13 protein-coding genes are annotated in these 15466 nt (G+C 41.3%); 10 read left to right on the forward strand and 3 right to left on the reverse strand.

All coding sequences use genetic code 11. The features are described from left to right. Positions 1-152 precede the first annotated feature (152 nt). From JOD18_RS08445 to hisIE, 7 genes are read left to right on the forward strand one after another with little or no spacing between them, the layout of a single operon-like run. Positions 153-1277 (forward strand): ATP phosphoribosyltransferase regulatory subunit, encoded by a 1125-nt coding sequence (locus tag JOD18_RS08445; protein WP_204668509.1) that lies wholly within the window; start codon positions 153-155, stop codon positions 1275-1277. Further along, positions 1274-1894 carry an ATP phosphoribosyltransferase gene (gene hisG, locus JOD18_RS08450; protein WP_204668510.1) on the forward strand — a complete coding sequence of 207 codons (621 nt, stop codon included), beginning with the start codon at positions 1274-1276 and terminating at the stop codon, positions 1892-1894. The genes JOD18_RS08445 and hisG overlap by 4 nt, the downstream gene beginning before the upstream one ends. Then, entirely contained in the window at positions 1891-3174 is a 1284-nt protein-coding gene (gene hisD, locus JOD18_RS08455) for a histidinol dehydrogenase (protein WP_204668511.1), read from the forward strand. Before hisG ends, hisD begins: the two co-directional genes overlap by 4 nt. Beyond that, the gene (hisB, locus tag JOD18_RS08460; protein ID WP_204668512.1) at positions 3174-3761 is read left to right on the forward strand and encodes an imidazoleglycerol-phosphate dehydratase HisB; all 588 of its coding nucleotides are present in this window, start codon (positions 3174-3176) and stop codon (positions 3759-3761) included. Before hisD ends, hisB begins: the two co-directional genes overlap by 1 nt. Next, on the forward strand, positions 3758-4360 hold the full coding sequence (gene hisH / locus JOD18_RS08465) for an imidazole glycerol phosphate synthase subunit HisH (RefSeq protein WP_204668513.1): 603 nt from the start codon (positions 3758-3760) through the stop codon (positions 4358-4360). The genes hisB and hisH overlap by 4 nt, the downstream gene beginning before the upstream one ends. Positions 4361-4365: 5 nt before the next feature. Beyond that, entirely contained in the window at positions 4366-5124 is a 759-nt protein-coding gene (gene hisF, locus JOD18_RS08470; RefSeq protein WP_204668514.1) for an imidazole glycerol phosphate synthase subunit HisF, read from the forward strand. Then, the gene (hisIE, locus tag JOD18_RS08475; RefSeq protein ID WP_204668515.1) at positions 5114-5761 is read left to right on the forward strand and encodes a bifunctional phosphoribosyl-AMP cyclohydrolase/phosphoribosyl-ATP diphosphatase HisIE; all 648 of its coding nucleotides are present in this window, start codon (positions 5114-5116) and stop codon (positions 5759-5761) included. Before hisF ends, hisIE begins: the two co-directional genes overlap by 11 nt. 62 nt (positions 5762-5823) lie before the next feature. Here hisIE and msrA read toward each other — a convergent pair whose 3' ends face one another. Next, on the reverse strand, positions 5824-6351 hold the full coding sequence (gene msrA / locus JOD18_RS08480; RefSeq protein WP_204668516.1) for a peptide-methionine (S)-S-oxide reductase MsrA: 528 nt from the start codon (positions 6349-6351) through the stop codon (positions 5824-5826). 99 nt (positions 6352-6450) lie between these two features. Between msrA and JOD18_RS08485 the strand changes: the two genes are divergently transcribed. Further along, the gene (locus JOD18_RS08485) at positions 6451-7335 is read left to right on the forward strand and encodes a 5'-3' exonuclease (protein WP_204668517.1); all 885 of its coding nucleotides are present in this window, start codon (positions 6451-6453) and stop codon (positions 7333-7335) included. A gap of 77 nt (positions 7336-7412) precedes the next feature. On the opposite strand, the gene JOD18_RS08490 is transcribed toward JOD18_RS08485, so the two are convergent. Continuing rightward, the gene (locus tag JOD18_RS08490; protein WP_204668518.1) at positions 7413-7862 is read right to left on the reverse strand and encodes an HIT family protein; all 450 of its coding nucleotides are present in this window, start codon (positions 7860-7862) and stop codon (positions 7413-7415) included. Positions 7863-8078: 216 nt separating this feature from the next. Next, positions 8079-8972 carry a glutamate biosynthesis transcriptional regulator GltC gene (gltC, locus tag JOD18_RS08495; protein ID WP_204668519.1) on the reverse strand — a complete coding sequence of 298 codons (894 nt, stop codon included), beginning with the start codon at positions 8970-8972 and terminating at the stop codon, positions 8079-8081. A 207-nt stretch (positions 8973-9179) separates the two neighbouring features. Here gltC and gltB point away from each other — a divergent pair, with 207 nt between their 5' ends. Both gltB and JOD18_RS08505 read left to right on the forward strand, forming a co-directional pair. Further along, complete coding sequence (gltB, locus tag JOD18_RS08500; protein WP_204668520.1) at positions 9180-13727, forward strand: glutamate synthase large subunit; 4548 nt, start codon at positions 9180-9182, stop codon at positions 13725-13727. A gap of 17 nt (positions 13728-13744) precedes the next feature. Continuing rightward, entirely contained in the window at positions 13745-15241 is a 1497-nt protein-coding gene (locus JOD18_RS08505; protein ID WP_204668521.1) for a glutamate synthase subunit beta, read from the forward strand. Positions 15242-15466 lie beyond the last annotated feature (225 nt).

A 15466-nucleotide genomic window follows, 5' to 3' on the forward strand; every position in this document is an offset into this window, starting at 1 on the left:
TGTTTATTCTTGTTCCTATTGTATCGTTTGCCAAGAAATTTGCAAAGACATAATTGACAGAGTAAAAAGTAGTGTGGTAAGGTTATAACATAACAAAACACTTTATCACGGTAGAGTGGTAAATTAATAAAGTGATATAGGATGTGAACGACATGTTTTTACCATCAGGAAGCCAGGATGAAACTGGTGTTCAAATATCAAATCGCTTAAAGGCATCTGAAGTATTTCGCCTGGTAGCGGAACAACGCAATTTCAAACCAATTACAACCCCAGTAGTGGAGTATGCCGCTACTTTCACGAACGATATCGCTGGTATGGATCTGCATTCCATGTTGAAATGGTTTAATGGAGAGGGAGAGATTGAGGTGCTACGCCCCGATTGGACCGCTGCCATTGCGCGTGCGATTGCAGGACAGCCGCCCTCCGAACAGAAATGGTCCTATCAAGGCAGTGTTTTCCGTTTTGATAAGGCGGAAAAAGAAAGCAGGCAAGCAGGAATTGAAATTGTTCATGCTGAACGTTTCTATGGTGAGGCTGAGAGCTTATTAACGGCTATTGCCTATCTGCAGCGCCTAGATATTACGAGTTATGTGTTAGAATTAGGACATACAGGGATTTTTGAAGCGATTATTGCCCCTTATTCGTTTACTAAAGAGCAAGAACAGCAGCTATTACAAGCTATGCATGATAAGCGTGCTGATCTAGTCGAAGAAATCGCCCTGATTCACGAGGATGCCGAACTAGCAAGCTCACTTATCTCACTTATTGACGCTTATGGTTCACGAGATATCATAGAGCAGTATCGCCGTAAGTGGTCTGCGCGTCAAAATCTATTAGCTATTTTAGACCATATCGAGCAGTTAATTGATTTGCTGGAAGCGAGCGGTGTAACAGAAGTAATTGTTGATCTTGGCCGTGTAAAAAACCTGCCATATTATGATGGAATTATGTTCCGTGCGTTTTTGACAAATGATGGTTCCACTTGTTTTTCGGGCGGGAGATATGACAAACTGTATGAACAATTTCAACAGAGAATCTCAGCTGTCGGCCTTGCCTTTGATGTCGATATCTTAGCAAAACATATGAAACCAGCCTCAGAAGTAGTCAAGAGCTGTATTATAGCCAGTCCAGCAACACATGCCGTGGCAGAAGCATATCGTGCTGAATTGGAGGGGCAAGTGGTTGATATTCAATATCAGCTGGAAACACCAGCAAACTATCAAACGATCTATGAAGTGATAGAAGAGAACGGTCAGTATAAGGTGGTAAAGTTATGAAACCAGTTATTGCATTAACTAAGGGACGGTTAGAAAAACAATTCTTGGCTTTCTTTGAGAGCCTTGGATATGACGTAGAACCTTTACGGGATAAAGGGCGGAAATTACAGATCGAGACAAAAGAATTCTCCTTCTTCTTTGCCAAGGGTGTTGATGTAACCACTTATGTCGAGAATGGTATTGCTGATATCGGTGTGGTAGGAGGAGATATCTTGGTGGAGCATCAGCCGGATGTCTATAATCTATTTCCTTTACCTTTCGGACATTGCCGCATGGCATTGGCAACTAAAGCCGACTATCAGTGGCCAGGCCGCAAGAAACGGATTGCCAGCACATTCACCCGAATAACGAAAGAATATTTCAAAGAAAAAGGGGAGTCTGTCGATATTATTCGTTTGGAGGGATCGGTAGAATTAGCACCAATCCTTGGTTTGGCAGACGCCATTGTCGATATTGTCGAGACTGGTACCACACTAAAGGAAAATGGTCTGGTCATTGAGGACGAATTCTTTTCTTTTAGTGCCCGTCTGATTGCCAATCGATCTTCGTTAAAGATTAAACGCGACCAGTTAGTACCAGTAATTGAACGATTTAAGGAAGGAGTGAAACAAGGATGATTCCTTTATTAACCCCCGAACAATTTTTACAAAAAGCAGCGCCAGAGAGAACGAACAGCAAACAACAGCAGGTTTACTTACAGGCAGCAAATACCATTATTACTGATGTGCAGGAACAAGGTGATCAAGCTGTTCGAAATTATATTGAGAAATTTGATGGTCAGGCACCAGCGTCTTTTTTAGTAACGGAAAAAGAACGAAAGAAGGCCTGGAATCTCGTGGATGATCAAGTGATTCGCTCCTTACAGCGTGCAGCAGATAATATCCGTGAATTTCACCGCAAACAGCTGCAAAATTCACGTATTATGCAGGCAGAGGCAGATATCACATCTGGCCAGTTATTTCGCCCTATTGATCGAGTAGGGATCTATGTACCGGGTGGAACGGCAGTCTATCCATCTTCGGTATTGATGAATGCTATTCCTGCTATATTAGCCGGTGTAAAGGAGGTAGTGATGACAACACCTGTTAAGCACGGAGAAGAGCTGACACCTATCCTGGCTGTTGCAGCAGATATTGCTGGTGTCACCAATATTTATAAAGTAGGCGGAGTGCAGGCGATTGCTGCTCTAGCCTATGGGACAGAATCGATTCCAAAAGTTGACAAAATTGTCGGCCCTGGAAATGCTTATGTGGCAGCAGCGAAAAAGCTAGTCTATGGAGATGTTGGAATTGATATGATTGCTGGTCCAAGTGAAGTGGCAATTATTGCCGATCAGACAGCCAACCCTAAATATGTGGCAGCTGATCTAATTGCCCAAGCAGAGCATGATACAAATGCCCGTGCTTTTCTTATTACGACTTCTCAAGAATTGGCAGATCGTGTCGAACAGGCGCTAATAGAGCAAATAGCTTCCTTGCCGCGCCAAGATATTGCCGAAACATCGTTGAAAGAAAAAGGTGCTGCCGTAGTGGTCGAATCACTAGATGAAGCTTTTGCCTTATCGAATCAAATCGCTCCTGAGCACTTGGAGATTCAAGTAAATAACCCGCTTAGCTATTTAAGCAAGGTGCGACATGCAGGCTCTGTCTTTCTAGGAGATTATACTCCAGAGGCTTTGGGGGATTATTTTGCAGGTCCTAACCATGTCTTGCCGACCTCTGGAACAGCAAAATTTTCTTCTGGTTTATCCGTAGATGATTTTGTCAAGAAGACTACTTATATATATTATACGAAAGCTGCGTTAAAACAAGCCGGTAAAGACGTGATTGCGATTGCGAATCAAGAGCAATTGGAAGGTCATGGCCTTGCCGTTCAAAAACGTTTGGAGGACAAATAATGAGAACTGCTAGTAAGTCAAGAGAGACCTTAGAAACAAAGGTTGAGGTTTCCGTTAATTTAGATGACTCAAGTGAAATCAGTATTGATACAGGAGTTGGTTTTTTTGACCATATGCTAAACGCCTTAGCCCGTCATGGCAGAATTGGGTTAAAGGTACAAGCACAAGGTGATTTGCATATTGATAGCCACCATACTGTAGAAGATGTTGGCATCGTGCTTGGACAATTAGTTAGAGAAGCATTAGGAGATATGCAGTCGATTAATCGTTATGGAAGCTCCTATGTGCCAATGGATGAAGCACTTGGATTTGTTGCACTGGATATAAGCGGCCGACCGTTCCTTGTATTTGAAGCAGAGTTGGAAAATGAGAAATTGGGGAATTTTGATACCGAATTGGTCCGGGAATTTATGCAGGCCTTTGCCTTTCAATCAGCGATCACTCTCCATGCTAAGGTGCTATATGGCCATAATACCCATCACAAAATTGAGGCCTTATTTAAGGCATTAGGACGCGCTTTGGGGGAAGCTGTACGCATTAACCCAGAAATTAAAGGGGTCAACTCAACAAAGGGGACGATCGAATGATCGCAATTGTAGATTATGGAATGGGAAATATCGCAAGTGTAAGAACGGCCTTTGAACGTTTAGGTTATCAAGTTAAAGTAACGGATCAGCCAGAACTATTGCGACAAGCCAGCCACATTATTCTGCCTGGTGTCGGGTCGTTTCAGGCTGCTGTAGCAGAGATTAAGGAACGGCAATTAACCAAGGTGTTACAAGAACTAGCAGAAGAAAAGCCCTTTCTAGGTATCTGTCTGGGGATGCAGCTGTTGTTTGAAACAGGGTATGAGAATGGTATTACCACTGGCTTAGGTTTGATCCCAGGAGAGGTCAAATTAATCGAAACACCATATATACTGCCGCATATCGGTTGGAATCAACTAGATATCCAAACGAACCAACCAGAATTGGAGGCTTTTCAGGATCAACATGTCTATTTTGTTCATTCCTTTCAAGCCGTAACTGTACCAGACTATCTGGCGGCTACAGCAGTCTATGGGGCGGAAGTGCCTGCTATTGTGCGTAAAGGCAATGTATTTGGTATGCAATTCCACCCGGAGAAAAGCGGACCAGTTGGTGTACAACTGTTAAAAACATTTCTGGAAATAACGGAAGGGGAGTAAATCAGATGATTGCTAAACGCATCATACCTTGTCTGGATGTGAAGGAAGGCAAGGTTGTAAAAGGAACCAACTTTGTGGGATTAAGAGAGTTGGGTGATCCGGTTGAAATGGCTGCCAGTTATTCTAAGGCAGGAGCAGATGAGATTGTGTTTCTAGATATATCGGCAACGAATGAAGGCCGGCAAACGATGGTAGATATTGTGAAGGATACGGCAGAAAAAGTATTTGTACCGTTTACTGTTGGTGGAGGAGTGCGGACCATCGAAGATGTGAACCGTCTCTTACAGGCAGGGGCAGATAAGGTGGGGATGAACTCTGCTGCTGTAAGTAATCCAGAATTGATTACCGAAAGTGCGGACCGTTTTGGAGCACAGTGTATTGTCGTAGCGATTGATGCCAAACGTGTCGGTGATAAATGGCATGTGATGACACATGGAGGCACCAAAGATACTGGTATAGACGCATTGGAATGGGCAAAAGAAGTGGAGCGACGTGGTGCCGGTGAAATCTTGCTAACAAGTGTAGATACCGATGGTGTAAAAGAAGGGTTTGATATTCCGTTAACCAAGGCCGTTGTGGACGCTGTCCGTATTCCAGTTATTGCTTCAGGAGGTGTCGGTAAGCCAGAACATTTCCCAGAAGTGTTTCAGAAAACGGATGTATCTGCTGGTCTGGCTGCCTCAATTTTTCATGAAAATACCTTCACCGTTCAAGAAGTGAAACAAGTATGTGCTGAAAAAGGAGTGATGATTCGTGACGCCTGATTTTTCCAAAGGGCTCGTACCTGCTATTATTACTGACTATTATACGAAGGACGTCCTGATGCTTGGCTATATGAATGAGGAAAGCTATCAAAAAACATTAGAAACGAGACAGACATGGTTCTATTCCCGCTCAAGGGATGAATTATGGCATAAGGGTGCTACGTCAGGCAATATTCAAGAAGTGCAGTCTATTAGTTTGGATTGTGACCAGGATACACTTCTAATTCAGGTGATACCGGCTGGACCTGCCTGTCATACCGGGGCTGCGAGCTGTTTCTTTCATCATGTCGCTGATACAGAAGAGAATTTTGATCCGGCCATTATTGAGAATGTAATGGCGGAAGTAGAAGAACGTAAGACAGTACAAGTGGAGAATTCCTATACTAATTACCTGTTTGATAAAGGCGTTGATAAGATTGGTAAGAAAGTGATTGAAGAGGCTGGAGAGGTCGTTATTGCAGCCAAAAACAATGATAAAGAGGAATTAACCAATGAAGTCAGTGATCTGTTATATCATACCTTGGTGATGATGGCAAACCAGGGCGTCACACTTGCCGATGTGAAGCAAGAATTATCCCAGCGTTTTTCTAAGAAAGGCAACAGCAAGGGAGATCGTTCTGCAATTAAGAAGTGGTAAAAAACAAAAACACCGGCCTCTATTAAGACTGGTGTTTTTGCTATTTCCTATGCTAGATTAATTTATTTCCAATGTTGTTCGATAAAAGCATCTCTGCCTGATTTTAGACGCTCGCTTTTGTATTTCTCTGTGCTTTTTTTATAGAAATCTTGGTGATAGTCTTCTGCTGGATAAAAGATGGCAGCTGGCAGAATACTAGTGACAATTTCCTTTTGAAAACGGTTAGAATCAGCCAATGCCTTTTTGGAAGCTTCGGCCAGTTGTTGCTGTTTATCCGTATGATAGAAGATAGCGGCACGATATTGTGAACCGCGATCCGTATATTGACCGTCAGCATCGGTCGGGTCAATTTGCTGCCAGTATAATTCTAAAATACGCTGATAGGAAATCTTGCTTGGATCATATGTAATTTGCACGGCTTCATAATGCCCGGTTGTGCCAGTTTTTACCTCTGGATAAGTAGGGTTAACTGTTTTACCGCCAGTATAGCCTGATACGACACTGATCACACCATCCCATTGGTCAAATGGGGTGACCATACACCAAAAACACCCGCCAGCAAATGTTGCTACTTCATGTTGATTTGTCATCTGCTAAACTCCTTTAGTATTGCAAAATTTTCTACTAACCTTTAATATACAGATGATGACCGATAATGTAAATGAAATAATCTTAGAGGGTGGATAATAATGAATGAGAAATCACATGTATTAATAATCGATGGAATGGCCTTGTTATTTCGAGGTTTTTTTGCAACGGCGTTTACCGGTAATTTTATGGTTAATAGTAAAGGTATCCCAAGAAACGGCTTATTTGGTTTTCTTAATTATTTTACCAATGCGATCGAAACTTTCCAGCCGACCCATGTTATATGCTGTTGGGATATGGGAAGTAAAACCTTCCGCAATGAGTGGTATGAAGGTTACAAATCAAACCGTGAAGCACCCCCTGAAGAATTGGTACCTCAATTTGATCTTGCCAAAGATATTGTCACTATGTTTCAGGTGCCAAATGTCGGAGAAGTAGGTTATGAGGCAGATGACTGTATAGGTACACTTGCCGAAAACTTGCACAAGGATCACTTGGTGACGATTGTCAGCGGGGATCAAGATCTTTTACAGCTAGTAGATGATAATATTCAGGTCGCGATTATGAAAAAAGGGCAAGGCAACTATGATGTCTTTAATCAAGATAACTTTTATGAGAAAATGGCACTCACACCTAAACAAATTATTGAGCTTAAAGGCTTGATGGGAGATAGTTCGGATAATTATCCAGGTATAAAAGGGGTCGGTGAAAAGACGGCATTAAAGCTGCTGCAGGAGTATAATACCATTGACAACCTTCTTGCCCATAAAGAACAACTGACAAAAGGGATGCAAAAGAAAATTGACACCTACTATGATGATCTAATGATTTCTCGTAAACTAGCAGCTATCTATACAAAAGTACCGTTTGATTTTTCGATAGAGGAGGCTAAATGGACACAAGATCTAACGGCTATTGAAACCTACTTAATGGAAGAGTTAGAGTTTCAGCATCCAGATCGATGGTTAGGGAAGTTAATAGGCTAGACTGTAAAAAAAATGTACCACATGCGATTGTATGTTGGTACATTTTTTATGGTGCACTGTTTTTGAGAAGGGCAGAGTTATACTATCTTATTTAATTCTTCTAATAACCTGCTCTTTAATTCTTTTAATTCGTCACTGCTTGGTTTTACACTTTCTGAATACATCACTTCTTTCGGTGTCCACCAAACAGGATGCGTTGGGGTAGGTTCAGTCAATCTTCTAGGGAATATGTGCCAATGCAGATGTGAATCACCGTTGCCAAGAAGTTCGTAGTTAAGTTTATCTGGTTTAAACGCTCGATAAACAGCTTCCGATACGTTGCTCATTTCAACCAGAAACCTCTGCCTATAATCACTATCTAATTCGTGAAGTTCATGTTTATGTTCTTTACAAAGAAATAGTGTGTAACCTTCGAAATATTGATGGTCCCCAATCACCACATAGCCTGTTTCGAGCTCAGCGACAAAATATTTATTTGCGCCTTCTTTAATCATATTCATTCGATGGCAAATCAAACAATCTTCCATTAATGGAATCTCCCATATTTTTTGCGTGCTAAATAATTCCATATACATACACACTCATTTTGAGATATATTTGATTAAATCTATGAAAAGACGCTGTTAGAAAAAAGTACACTTGGTTCAATCTTTCTACTCGATGCTTCCCACTTGTCCCACAGGAGTCGATTTCTTTTTACTCCATCATTTGTTCCCTATAACAGCGTCAACATGGTAGCTCTATCACTTCTTATTTGCAAAATAATAATTAATAAAATCATAAAAAACTTGTTCAGATGGCGCTAACCTGCGATTTCTGGGAATAATTACGCCAACGGTTCGTTTTAATTCTGGATTCTTAATCGCGATTTTTACACTGTAGTCTGAATTCAGATCATTAAAGGCACTTTCCGGTAATAAAGTAATCCCGATACCGGCAGCAACAAGCCCCTTAATGGCATCTAAGTCTTCCCCTTCTGAGGTGATTCTTGGTGTAAACCCAGCATTGATACAACCATCTGTCACCAACTGGTGCAGGATAAAACCTTCTGGAAACAACACAAAATCTTCATCGTGCAAGTCTTGAAAATCTACGCTTGTCTGTTCTGCTAAACGGTGTGATTTAGGAACCAAGGCATAAAAATTTTCTTCAAATAACACATTTCCAATAATTCCGGGGTGTTCAGTAAATACAGGGCCCAAAAAGGCGACATCAAGTTCTCTGTTTTCGACAGACTCAATTAAAAAATTATAAGAACCCTGGCGTAATTGAAAGCCGATTTTAGGATGAAGCTTCTTAAATTCCGAGACAACGGTTGGCAGTAAATTACTGGCAAGACTAGTTGGAAAGCCGACTTTAATCAATCCGCGTTCTGGATCAATATATTCATCAATTTGCTTTTTCGCATGATCAATGGCTTTTAATGCCGTTTTGGTATGGGTTAAGAATATCTTGCCGATATGAGTCAAGCGAACATTCCTGCCTTCTCTCTCAAACAGTTCGACACCAAGTTCTGCTTCTAGGTTGCTTATTTGTCGGCTAATGGCAGATTGAGCTACATGTAAGGCAACTGCCGCTTCAGAGACATGCTCCCGTTCTGCAACCTCAACAAAATAGCGAAGTTGACGTAATTCCATGGTTTCACCTCATTAGTATATATCAAAATTAGATAGATTTCATGCAAACTATATATTGTTTAGAATAAATAAATGACATATCATAATAATAGTCAGGTTAATGGTTGAAGAATGAAGAAATCTTGTCAGGAAATCTACCGGCCAAAGTAGAGAACAAAGCTTCATTCATGATGACATTAACCAGTATGAGAAACGGGGGCGACCTAGATGACATATGATAATTTACCGAAGGCACAAGGACTTTACCATCCCAATTTCGAGCATGATGCTTGTGGTATCGGTTTATACGCACATATTAAAGGTAAACAAACACATGACATTGTAAAAAAAGGATTAAGTATGCTCTGTAAGCTGGAACACCGCGGCGGTCAAGGCAGTGATCCACTCACAGGCGATGGTTCTGGCTTAATGGTACAGATTCCTGATTATTATTTTAGAAGAGAATGCAAAGACTTTCAACTTCCGAGCGTAGGAAATTATGGTGTTGGTATGTTATTTTTATCTCAAAATGAGATAGAACAAACCAAAACAATTGATAAAATAAATCAAGTAATTGCGCAAGAAGGTCAGTTATTAATTGGCTGGAGAGATGTTCCAGTAGATCCTTCCCATATTGGTAAAGGAGCGATTACAACCTTGCCGGCAGTGAAACAGGTGTTTATTGAAGCAGAAGGCGTGGAAGGGCTGGCGTTTGAACGTAAATTATATATTATCCGCAAGCAAATAGAACACTGGGCTAAAGAGCAATCTGTTCGTTTTTATGCAGCTAGTTTTTCCAATCGGACAATTGTTTATAAAGGTTTGTTAACACCAGAGCAAGTAGACAGTTTTTATTTAGATTTGCAAGACGAGGATTTTGTATCGGCCTTTTCACTAGTACACTCACGATTCAGCACCAATACTTTCCCCTCTTGGGAACGTGCTCATCCGAATCGTTATTTAATTCATAATGGTGAGATTAATACGTTGAGAGGAAATATTAATTGGATGAAGGCAAGAGAACAGCAATTTGTCTCTGATGCCTTTGGAGAGGATCTTGATAAAATTCTTCCAATTATCAATGATGGCGGAAGTGATTCGGCAACGTTAGATAATGCGCTGGAATTTCTGACCCTTGCTGGTCGTACACCAGCTCATGCAGCCATGATGCTGATTCCGGAACCATGGGATAAAAATGATCATATGGATGCAAAGAAACGTGCATTCTATCAATATCACAGCATGATGATGGAGCCTTGGGACGGGCCGACATCGATTACTTTTACTAATGGGAAACAAATCGGTGCGATTCTGGATCGTAATGGATTACGCCCAGCGCGTTACTATATAACAAAAGATGATTATTTAATCTATTCATCTGAGGTTGGTGTGATTGATTATGAGGAAGAGAATATTTTGCTTAAAGAACGTCTTAGTCCAGGGAAAATGTTACTGCTTGATCTAGAAAAAGGCAGAATTATTTCAGATCAAGAGATTAAGCGAGAAGTAGCAGAAGCTTTTCCTTATCAAGAGTGGTTGAAAGATCAAGCTTCCAGCTTAGAAATAGAAGCAAAAAATGATGTGGCGGTTGATAACCAATTAGTGGTGAAACAAAAGGCCTTCCACTATACAACAGAAGATATTGAAAAATATTTATTACCATTGATCGAAACTGGGAAAGACCCAATTGGTGCGATGGGGATGGATATGCCATTAGCGGTACTATCAGAACGTCCTCAGAGTCTGTTTAACTATTTCAAACAATTGTTTGCTCAGGTTACTAATCCACCAATTGATGCGTACCGTGAACAATTGGTTACTTCAATGTTGACATGGCTTGGCGGAGAAGGGGACATTCTTCACCCGTCTAAACAACAAGCAAAACGTGTCCAGCTTACATCACCGATTTTATCAAACTACCAGATTGATCAATTGGTTAGCGGCAAGATAGAAGGCATGTATACGGCAGTAATTGATACCTTATTCACTGATAATCTGGAACAATCACTCCATGATGTATTTGAACAAGCTAAAGAAGCGATTCGAGCTGGAAAGAATATTATCGTATTAAGCGATAAACATATGGATATGAAGAAGAAGCCGATTCCTGTATTGCTTGCTGTGAGCGGCTTGCACCAATATTTAGTACGAGAAGGATTGCGAACAAAAGCAAGTATTATCGCACAAGCAGGTGAGGCAAGAGAGGTACACCATTTTGCTGCATTGCTAGGCTTTGGTGTGGATGCAATCCATCCTTATCTTGTCTATCAAACCTATTATGAGGCGATTCTCAATGACAGACTACAGATGGAGATCAAAGATGTTCAAGAGCGTTTTATTGCGATTGCCACAGAAGGTATTATCAAGATTATGTCAAAGATTGGTATCTCAACTGTTCAGAGTTACCGTGGTGCACAAATCTTTGAAGCAGTTGGTATTAGTAAGCAGGTAATTGAAAAGTATTTCACAGGCACACCATCACAAATCGATGGAATCGACCTGGATATCATTCAGAAAGAAACAGAGCTGCACCATCAAAAAGGCTATCAACAAGCAATTGATCATTCCTTGGCAGCCGGAAGTGATTTCCAATGGCGTCAAGTCGGTGAACATCATGCCTTTAATCCAACAACGATATACACGTTACAATGGGCGTGCCGCCGTGGCGATTATAGTTTGTTTAAGAAATTTACAAAGGCGGCTAATAAAGAACAAATTGGTTTTCTGCGTCACTTGCTTGACTTTAAACCAAGCCAAAGTATTTCGATAGATGAAGTGGAATCAGTTGATTCTATCGTCAAACGATTTAAAACAGGTGCTATGTCTTATGGTTCTATTAGTAAAGAAGCACATGAAACGCTGGCCATTGCTATGAATCGTCTTGGCGGAAAAAGTAATAGTGGTGAAGGCGGTGAAGATCCAAACCGTTTTACGCCAGATAAAAATGGTGATCTACGTTCGAGCGCGATCAAACAGGTAGCTTCTGGACGCTTTGGTGTCACCAGTCACTATTTGGTTCATGCCAAGGAACTCCAAATCAAGGTGGCACAAGGTGCAAAACCTGGTGAAGGCGGACAACTGCCTGCAGACAAGGTATATCCATGGGTTGCTGAAGTCCGCGGTTCCACACCGGGGGTCGACTTAATTTCACCACCGCCTCACCATGATATTTATTCGATTGAGGATTTGGCACAGTTAATCCATGATTTGAAAAATGCTAATCGTGATGCTCGGATAAGTGTGAAATTGGTAGCCAAATCAGGTGTCGGTACGATTGCTGCTGGTGTAGCCAAAGGTAATGCAGATGTGATTTCTGTTGTTGGTTATGATGGCGGAACAGGTGCCTCACCAAAAACAAGTATCAAACATGCCGGTTTGCCATGGGAGCTAGGCTTGGCAGAAGCCCATCAAACATTATTATTAAACGGCTTAAGAGATCGCGTTATTTTAGAAACAGATGGTAAATTATTAACTGGCAGAGATGTAGTAATGGCAGCTTTATTAGGAGCTGAAGAGTATGGTTTTGCCACAGCACCGCTTGTTGTCGTTGGCTGTGTCATGATGCGTGTTTGTCATCAAGATACGTGTCCTGTCGGAGTTGCAACACAGAATCCTGAATTACGGAAAAAATTTAGCGGTGATCCCGAACATGTAATCAATTTCATGCGATTTATCGCACAAGAAGTCCGTGAAATTATGGCAGAACTCGGATTTAGAACGATGGATGAGATGGTAGGGCGCACTGATATCCTAGAGGTATCTGATCGTATTCAGCAGCATTGGAAAGCGAAATATTTAGATTTATCTACCTTGCTTTATCAGCCAGAAGGCAATCGCAGCAACAGGACATCACAGGACCATAAGCTAGATCAGTCACTGGATGTAACATGTATCCTACCAGCTGTCGAAAGAGCAATTCAAACAGGTGAAGCTTTAGAGGCTTCTTATCCAATCAAGAATACCGATCGTGTCGTCGGTACGATTGTAGGAAGTGAAATTACGAGAAGGTATGGGGCACAAGGACTGCCAGAGGATACAATAAACCTTCACTTTAGAGGTTCAGCCGGTCAGAGTTTCGGTGCTTTTATTCCATCGGGTATGACAATGACTGTCACTGGCGATGCCAACGATTATGTCGGGAAAGGATTATCAGGTGGTAAAGTAATTGTCCGTGCTTCTGAGAAATCGACTATCCATCCAAGCTATAATGTGATTGCAGGTAATGTATCCTTCTATGGAGCAACAAGTGGCGAAGCATATATTCAAGGGCTGGCCGGGGAACGTTTCGCGGTTAGAAACAGTGGCGCAAGGTTAGTGGTTGAAGGTGTCGGTGACCACGGCTGTGAATATATGACGGGCGGCAGTGTTGTCATCTTAGGTAATATCGGCAAAAACTTTGCAGCAGGTATGTCTGGTGGTGTTGCATATGTTCGGCCAAGTGATATCCAACAATTTAAAGCATTGTGCAATGATGAGCTGATTCATTTTGACAGGCTGACTGATCGTGAAGAAATCGAACAGGTGAAAGAGTTAATTATTAATCATCATGAATATACCAATAGTGAAAAAGCAGCAATGGTATTAAATAACTGGGAAGAGGAAGTAAAACAGTTTGTCAAAGTAATTCCGAAAGATTATCAGCTGATGCTGGAACAGATTGCATGGTTTAAAGAACAAGGCTTATCTGAAGAAGAGGCACATTATCAAGCATTTATGGCAAAGAAAAATGGAGAAATTACCGTGGCCTCAACTACAAATGAAGTACTAGTAAATTAGAAAGGAGATAGGAAATAATGGGAAAAGCAACAGGATTTATGGATTATCAGCGTCAAACAGCAGATGAGCGAGATCCATTAGTGCGGATTCATGATTGGAAAGAATACGCTGCTCCTTTCTCAGATGAAATAGCTAAAACACAAGGAGCGCGGTGCATGGATTGTGGAATTCCATTCTGTCATATTGGAAAAGAGATAGAAGGGGCAACATCTGGCTGTCCGATCTATAATCTGATTCCAGAATGGAATGATCTCGTCTATAAAGGGAGATGGAAAGAGGCTTTAGATCGTTTAATGAAGACAAACAATTTTCCAGAGTTTACAGGAAGGGTTTGTCCAGCACCATGTGAAGGGTCATGTACGGTAGCCATCAATGATCCAGCAGTAACCATTAAAAATATCGAACAAAAGATTATTGAAAAAGGCTTTGAGGAAGGTTGGATTGAACCTCGTATTCCAGCATACCGCACAGGCAAAAAAGTAGCGATTATTGGTTCAGGTCCAGCAGGTTTGGCTGCAGCTGATCAATTAAATCAAGCCGGACATCATGTTACTGTATTTGAGCGTGCCGATCGTGCAGGTGGGTTATTAACATACGGTATCCCAAATATGAAGTTAGATAAAGGGATAGTCGAACGCCGAATCAATTTACTGAAACAAGAAGGCATTGCATTTGTTCTAAACACAGAAGTCGGTAAAGATATCTCAGCCGAATCGATCAAGGCAGATTATGATTCCGTTATTCTTTGTACCGGTGCTCAGAAACATCGTGATTTGCCGCTGGAAGGCCGTGAAGCGGAAGGGGTTCGTTTTGCAATGGATTATCTGACAAGAGCGACAGAGAAATTACTAGATGAGCAAGTAGAATTGGAGTCCGAATTAAATGCGGAAGGCAAAGATGTGATTGTGATTGGCGGAGGAGATACCGGTGCTGACTGTATTGCTACAGCTATTCGACAAGGGGCGAAAAGTATTGTCCAGTTTGGGAAACACCCGCAATTACCGGTGAAAAGGGATGATAATAATCAATGGCCTGCTTTTCCGCAAGTATTTAGTTTAGAATATGCTCACAAGGAAGCAAAAGAAAAATTCGGGGCTGATATTCGTCAATATTCGATTCAAACAACGAAATTTGTGACGGACAAACAAGGTAAACTAACAGAATTACACACGATCGAGATGAAAAAAACGCGTGATGAAAATGGGATGTTTGTTTTTGAAGAATTACCTGGTACAGAAAGAGTCTGGCCGGCGCAACTGGTATTAATAGCAATCGGATTTCAAGGAGCAGAACAGCCAGTATTAGACGCTTTTCATGTGCAAACCACAAATAACAAAGTAAATGCCAGCTACGGCGATTTTCGCACCAATGTGGAACATGTTTTTGCTGCTGGTGATGTCCGCCGTGGTCAAAGTTTGATTGTTTGGGCTATTAATGAGGGCAGAGAGGTTGCGCATCAGGTAGATCAATATTTAATGGGCACCACGTCCCTTCCTAGCGTAGCGAATATGTAAATCTAAATAAAAAATCCTCTTCACTCTAATCGGAGTGGAGAGGATTTTTTACACTGTAGAAAAGTATAAAAATTTGTAAAACGAAGGCTTTCGCCATAAAGATTTGGCGGTAAGCCAAGTTTTTCTAATAAAATCAGAAAGTATATCATTTTTCATGCGTTCATTCTTATTCAAGAATAGTAATGTCCAGCTCCAAGCGCCAAACTAACTTTAGAGAGTTCACTT

Origin of the sequence: Gracilibacillus alcaliphilus (genome assembly GCF_016909015.1) — a bacterium.
GTDB classification, from domain to species: Bacteria; Bacillota; Bacilli; order Bacillales; family Amphibacillaceae; genus Gracilibacillus; species Gracilibacillus alcaliphilus.

Excerpts from the sequence above, each read along its gene's own strand:
- JOD18_RS08485 (WP_204668517.1), top strand. The coding sequence starts at position 6,451 with ATGAATGAGAAATCACATGTATTAATAATCGATGGAATGGCCTTGTTA.
- hisH (WP_204668513.1), top strand. The coding sequence starts at position 3,758 with ATGATCGCAATTGTAGATTATGGAATGGGAAATATCGCAAGTGTAAGA.
- gltC (WP_204668519.1), bottom strand. The coding sequence starts at position 8,972 with ATGGAATTACGTCAACTTCGCTATTTTGTTGAGGTTGCAGAACGGGAG.
- hisB (WP_204668512.1), top strand. The coding sequence starts at position 3,174 with ATGAGAACTGCTAGTAAGTCAAGAGAGACCTTAGAAACAAAGGTTGAG.
- hisF (WP_204668514.1), top strand. The coding sequence starts at position 4,366 with ATGATTGCTAAACGCATCATACCTTGTCTGGATGTGAAGGAAGGCAAG.
- JOD18_RS08505 (WP_204668521.1), top strand. The coding sequence starts at position 13,745 with ATGGGAAAAGCAACAGGATTTATGGATTATCAGCGTCAAACAGCAGAT.
- hisD (WP_204668511.1), top strand. The coding sequence starts at position 1,891 with ATGATTCCTTTATTAACCCCCGAACAATTTTTACAAAAAGCAGCGCCA.
- JOD18_RS08445 (WP_204668509.1), top strand. The coding sequence starts at position 153 with ATGTTTTTACCATCAGGAAGCCAGGATGAAACTGGTGTTCAAATATCA.
- msrA (WP_204668516.1), bottom strand. The coding sequence starts at position 6,351 with ATGACAAATCAACATGAAGTAGCAACATTTGCTGGCGGGTGTTTTTGG.
- hisG (WP_204668510.1), top strand. The coding sequence starts at position 1,274 with ATGAAACCAGTTATTGCATTAACTAAGGGACGGTTAGAAAAACAATTC.
- JOD18_RS08490 (WP_204668518.1), bottom strand. The coding sequence starts at position 7,862 with ATGGAAGATTGTTTGATTTGCCATCGAATGAATATGATTAAAGAAGGC.
- gltB (WP_204668520.1), top strand. The coding sequence starts at position 9,180 with ATGACATATGATAATTTACCGAAGGCACAAGGACTTTACCATCCCAAT.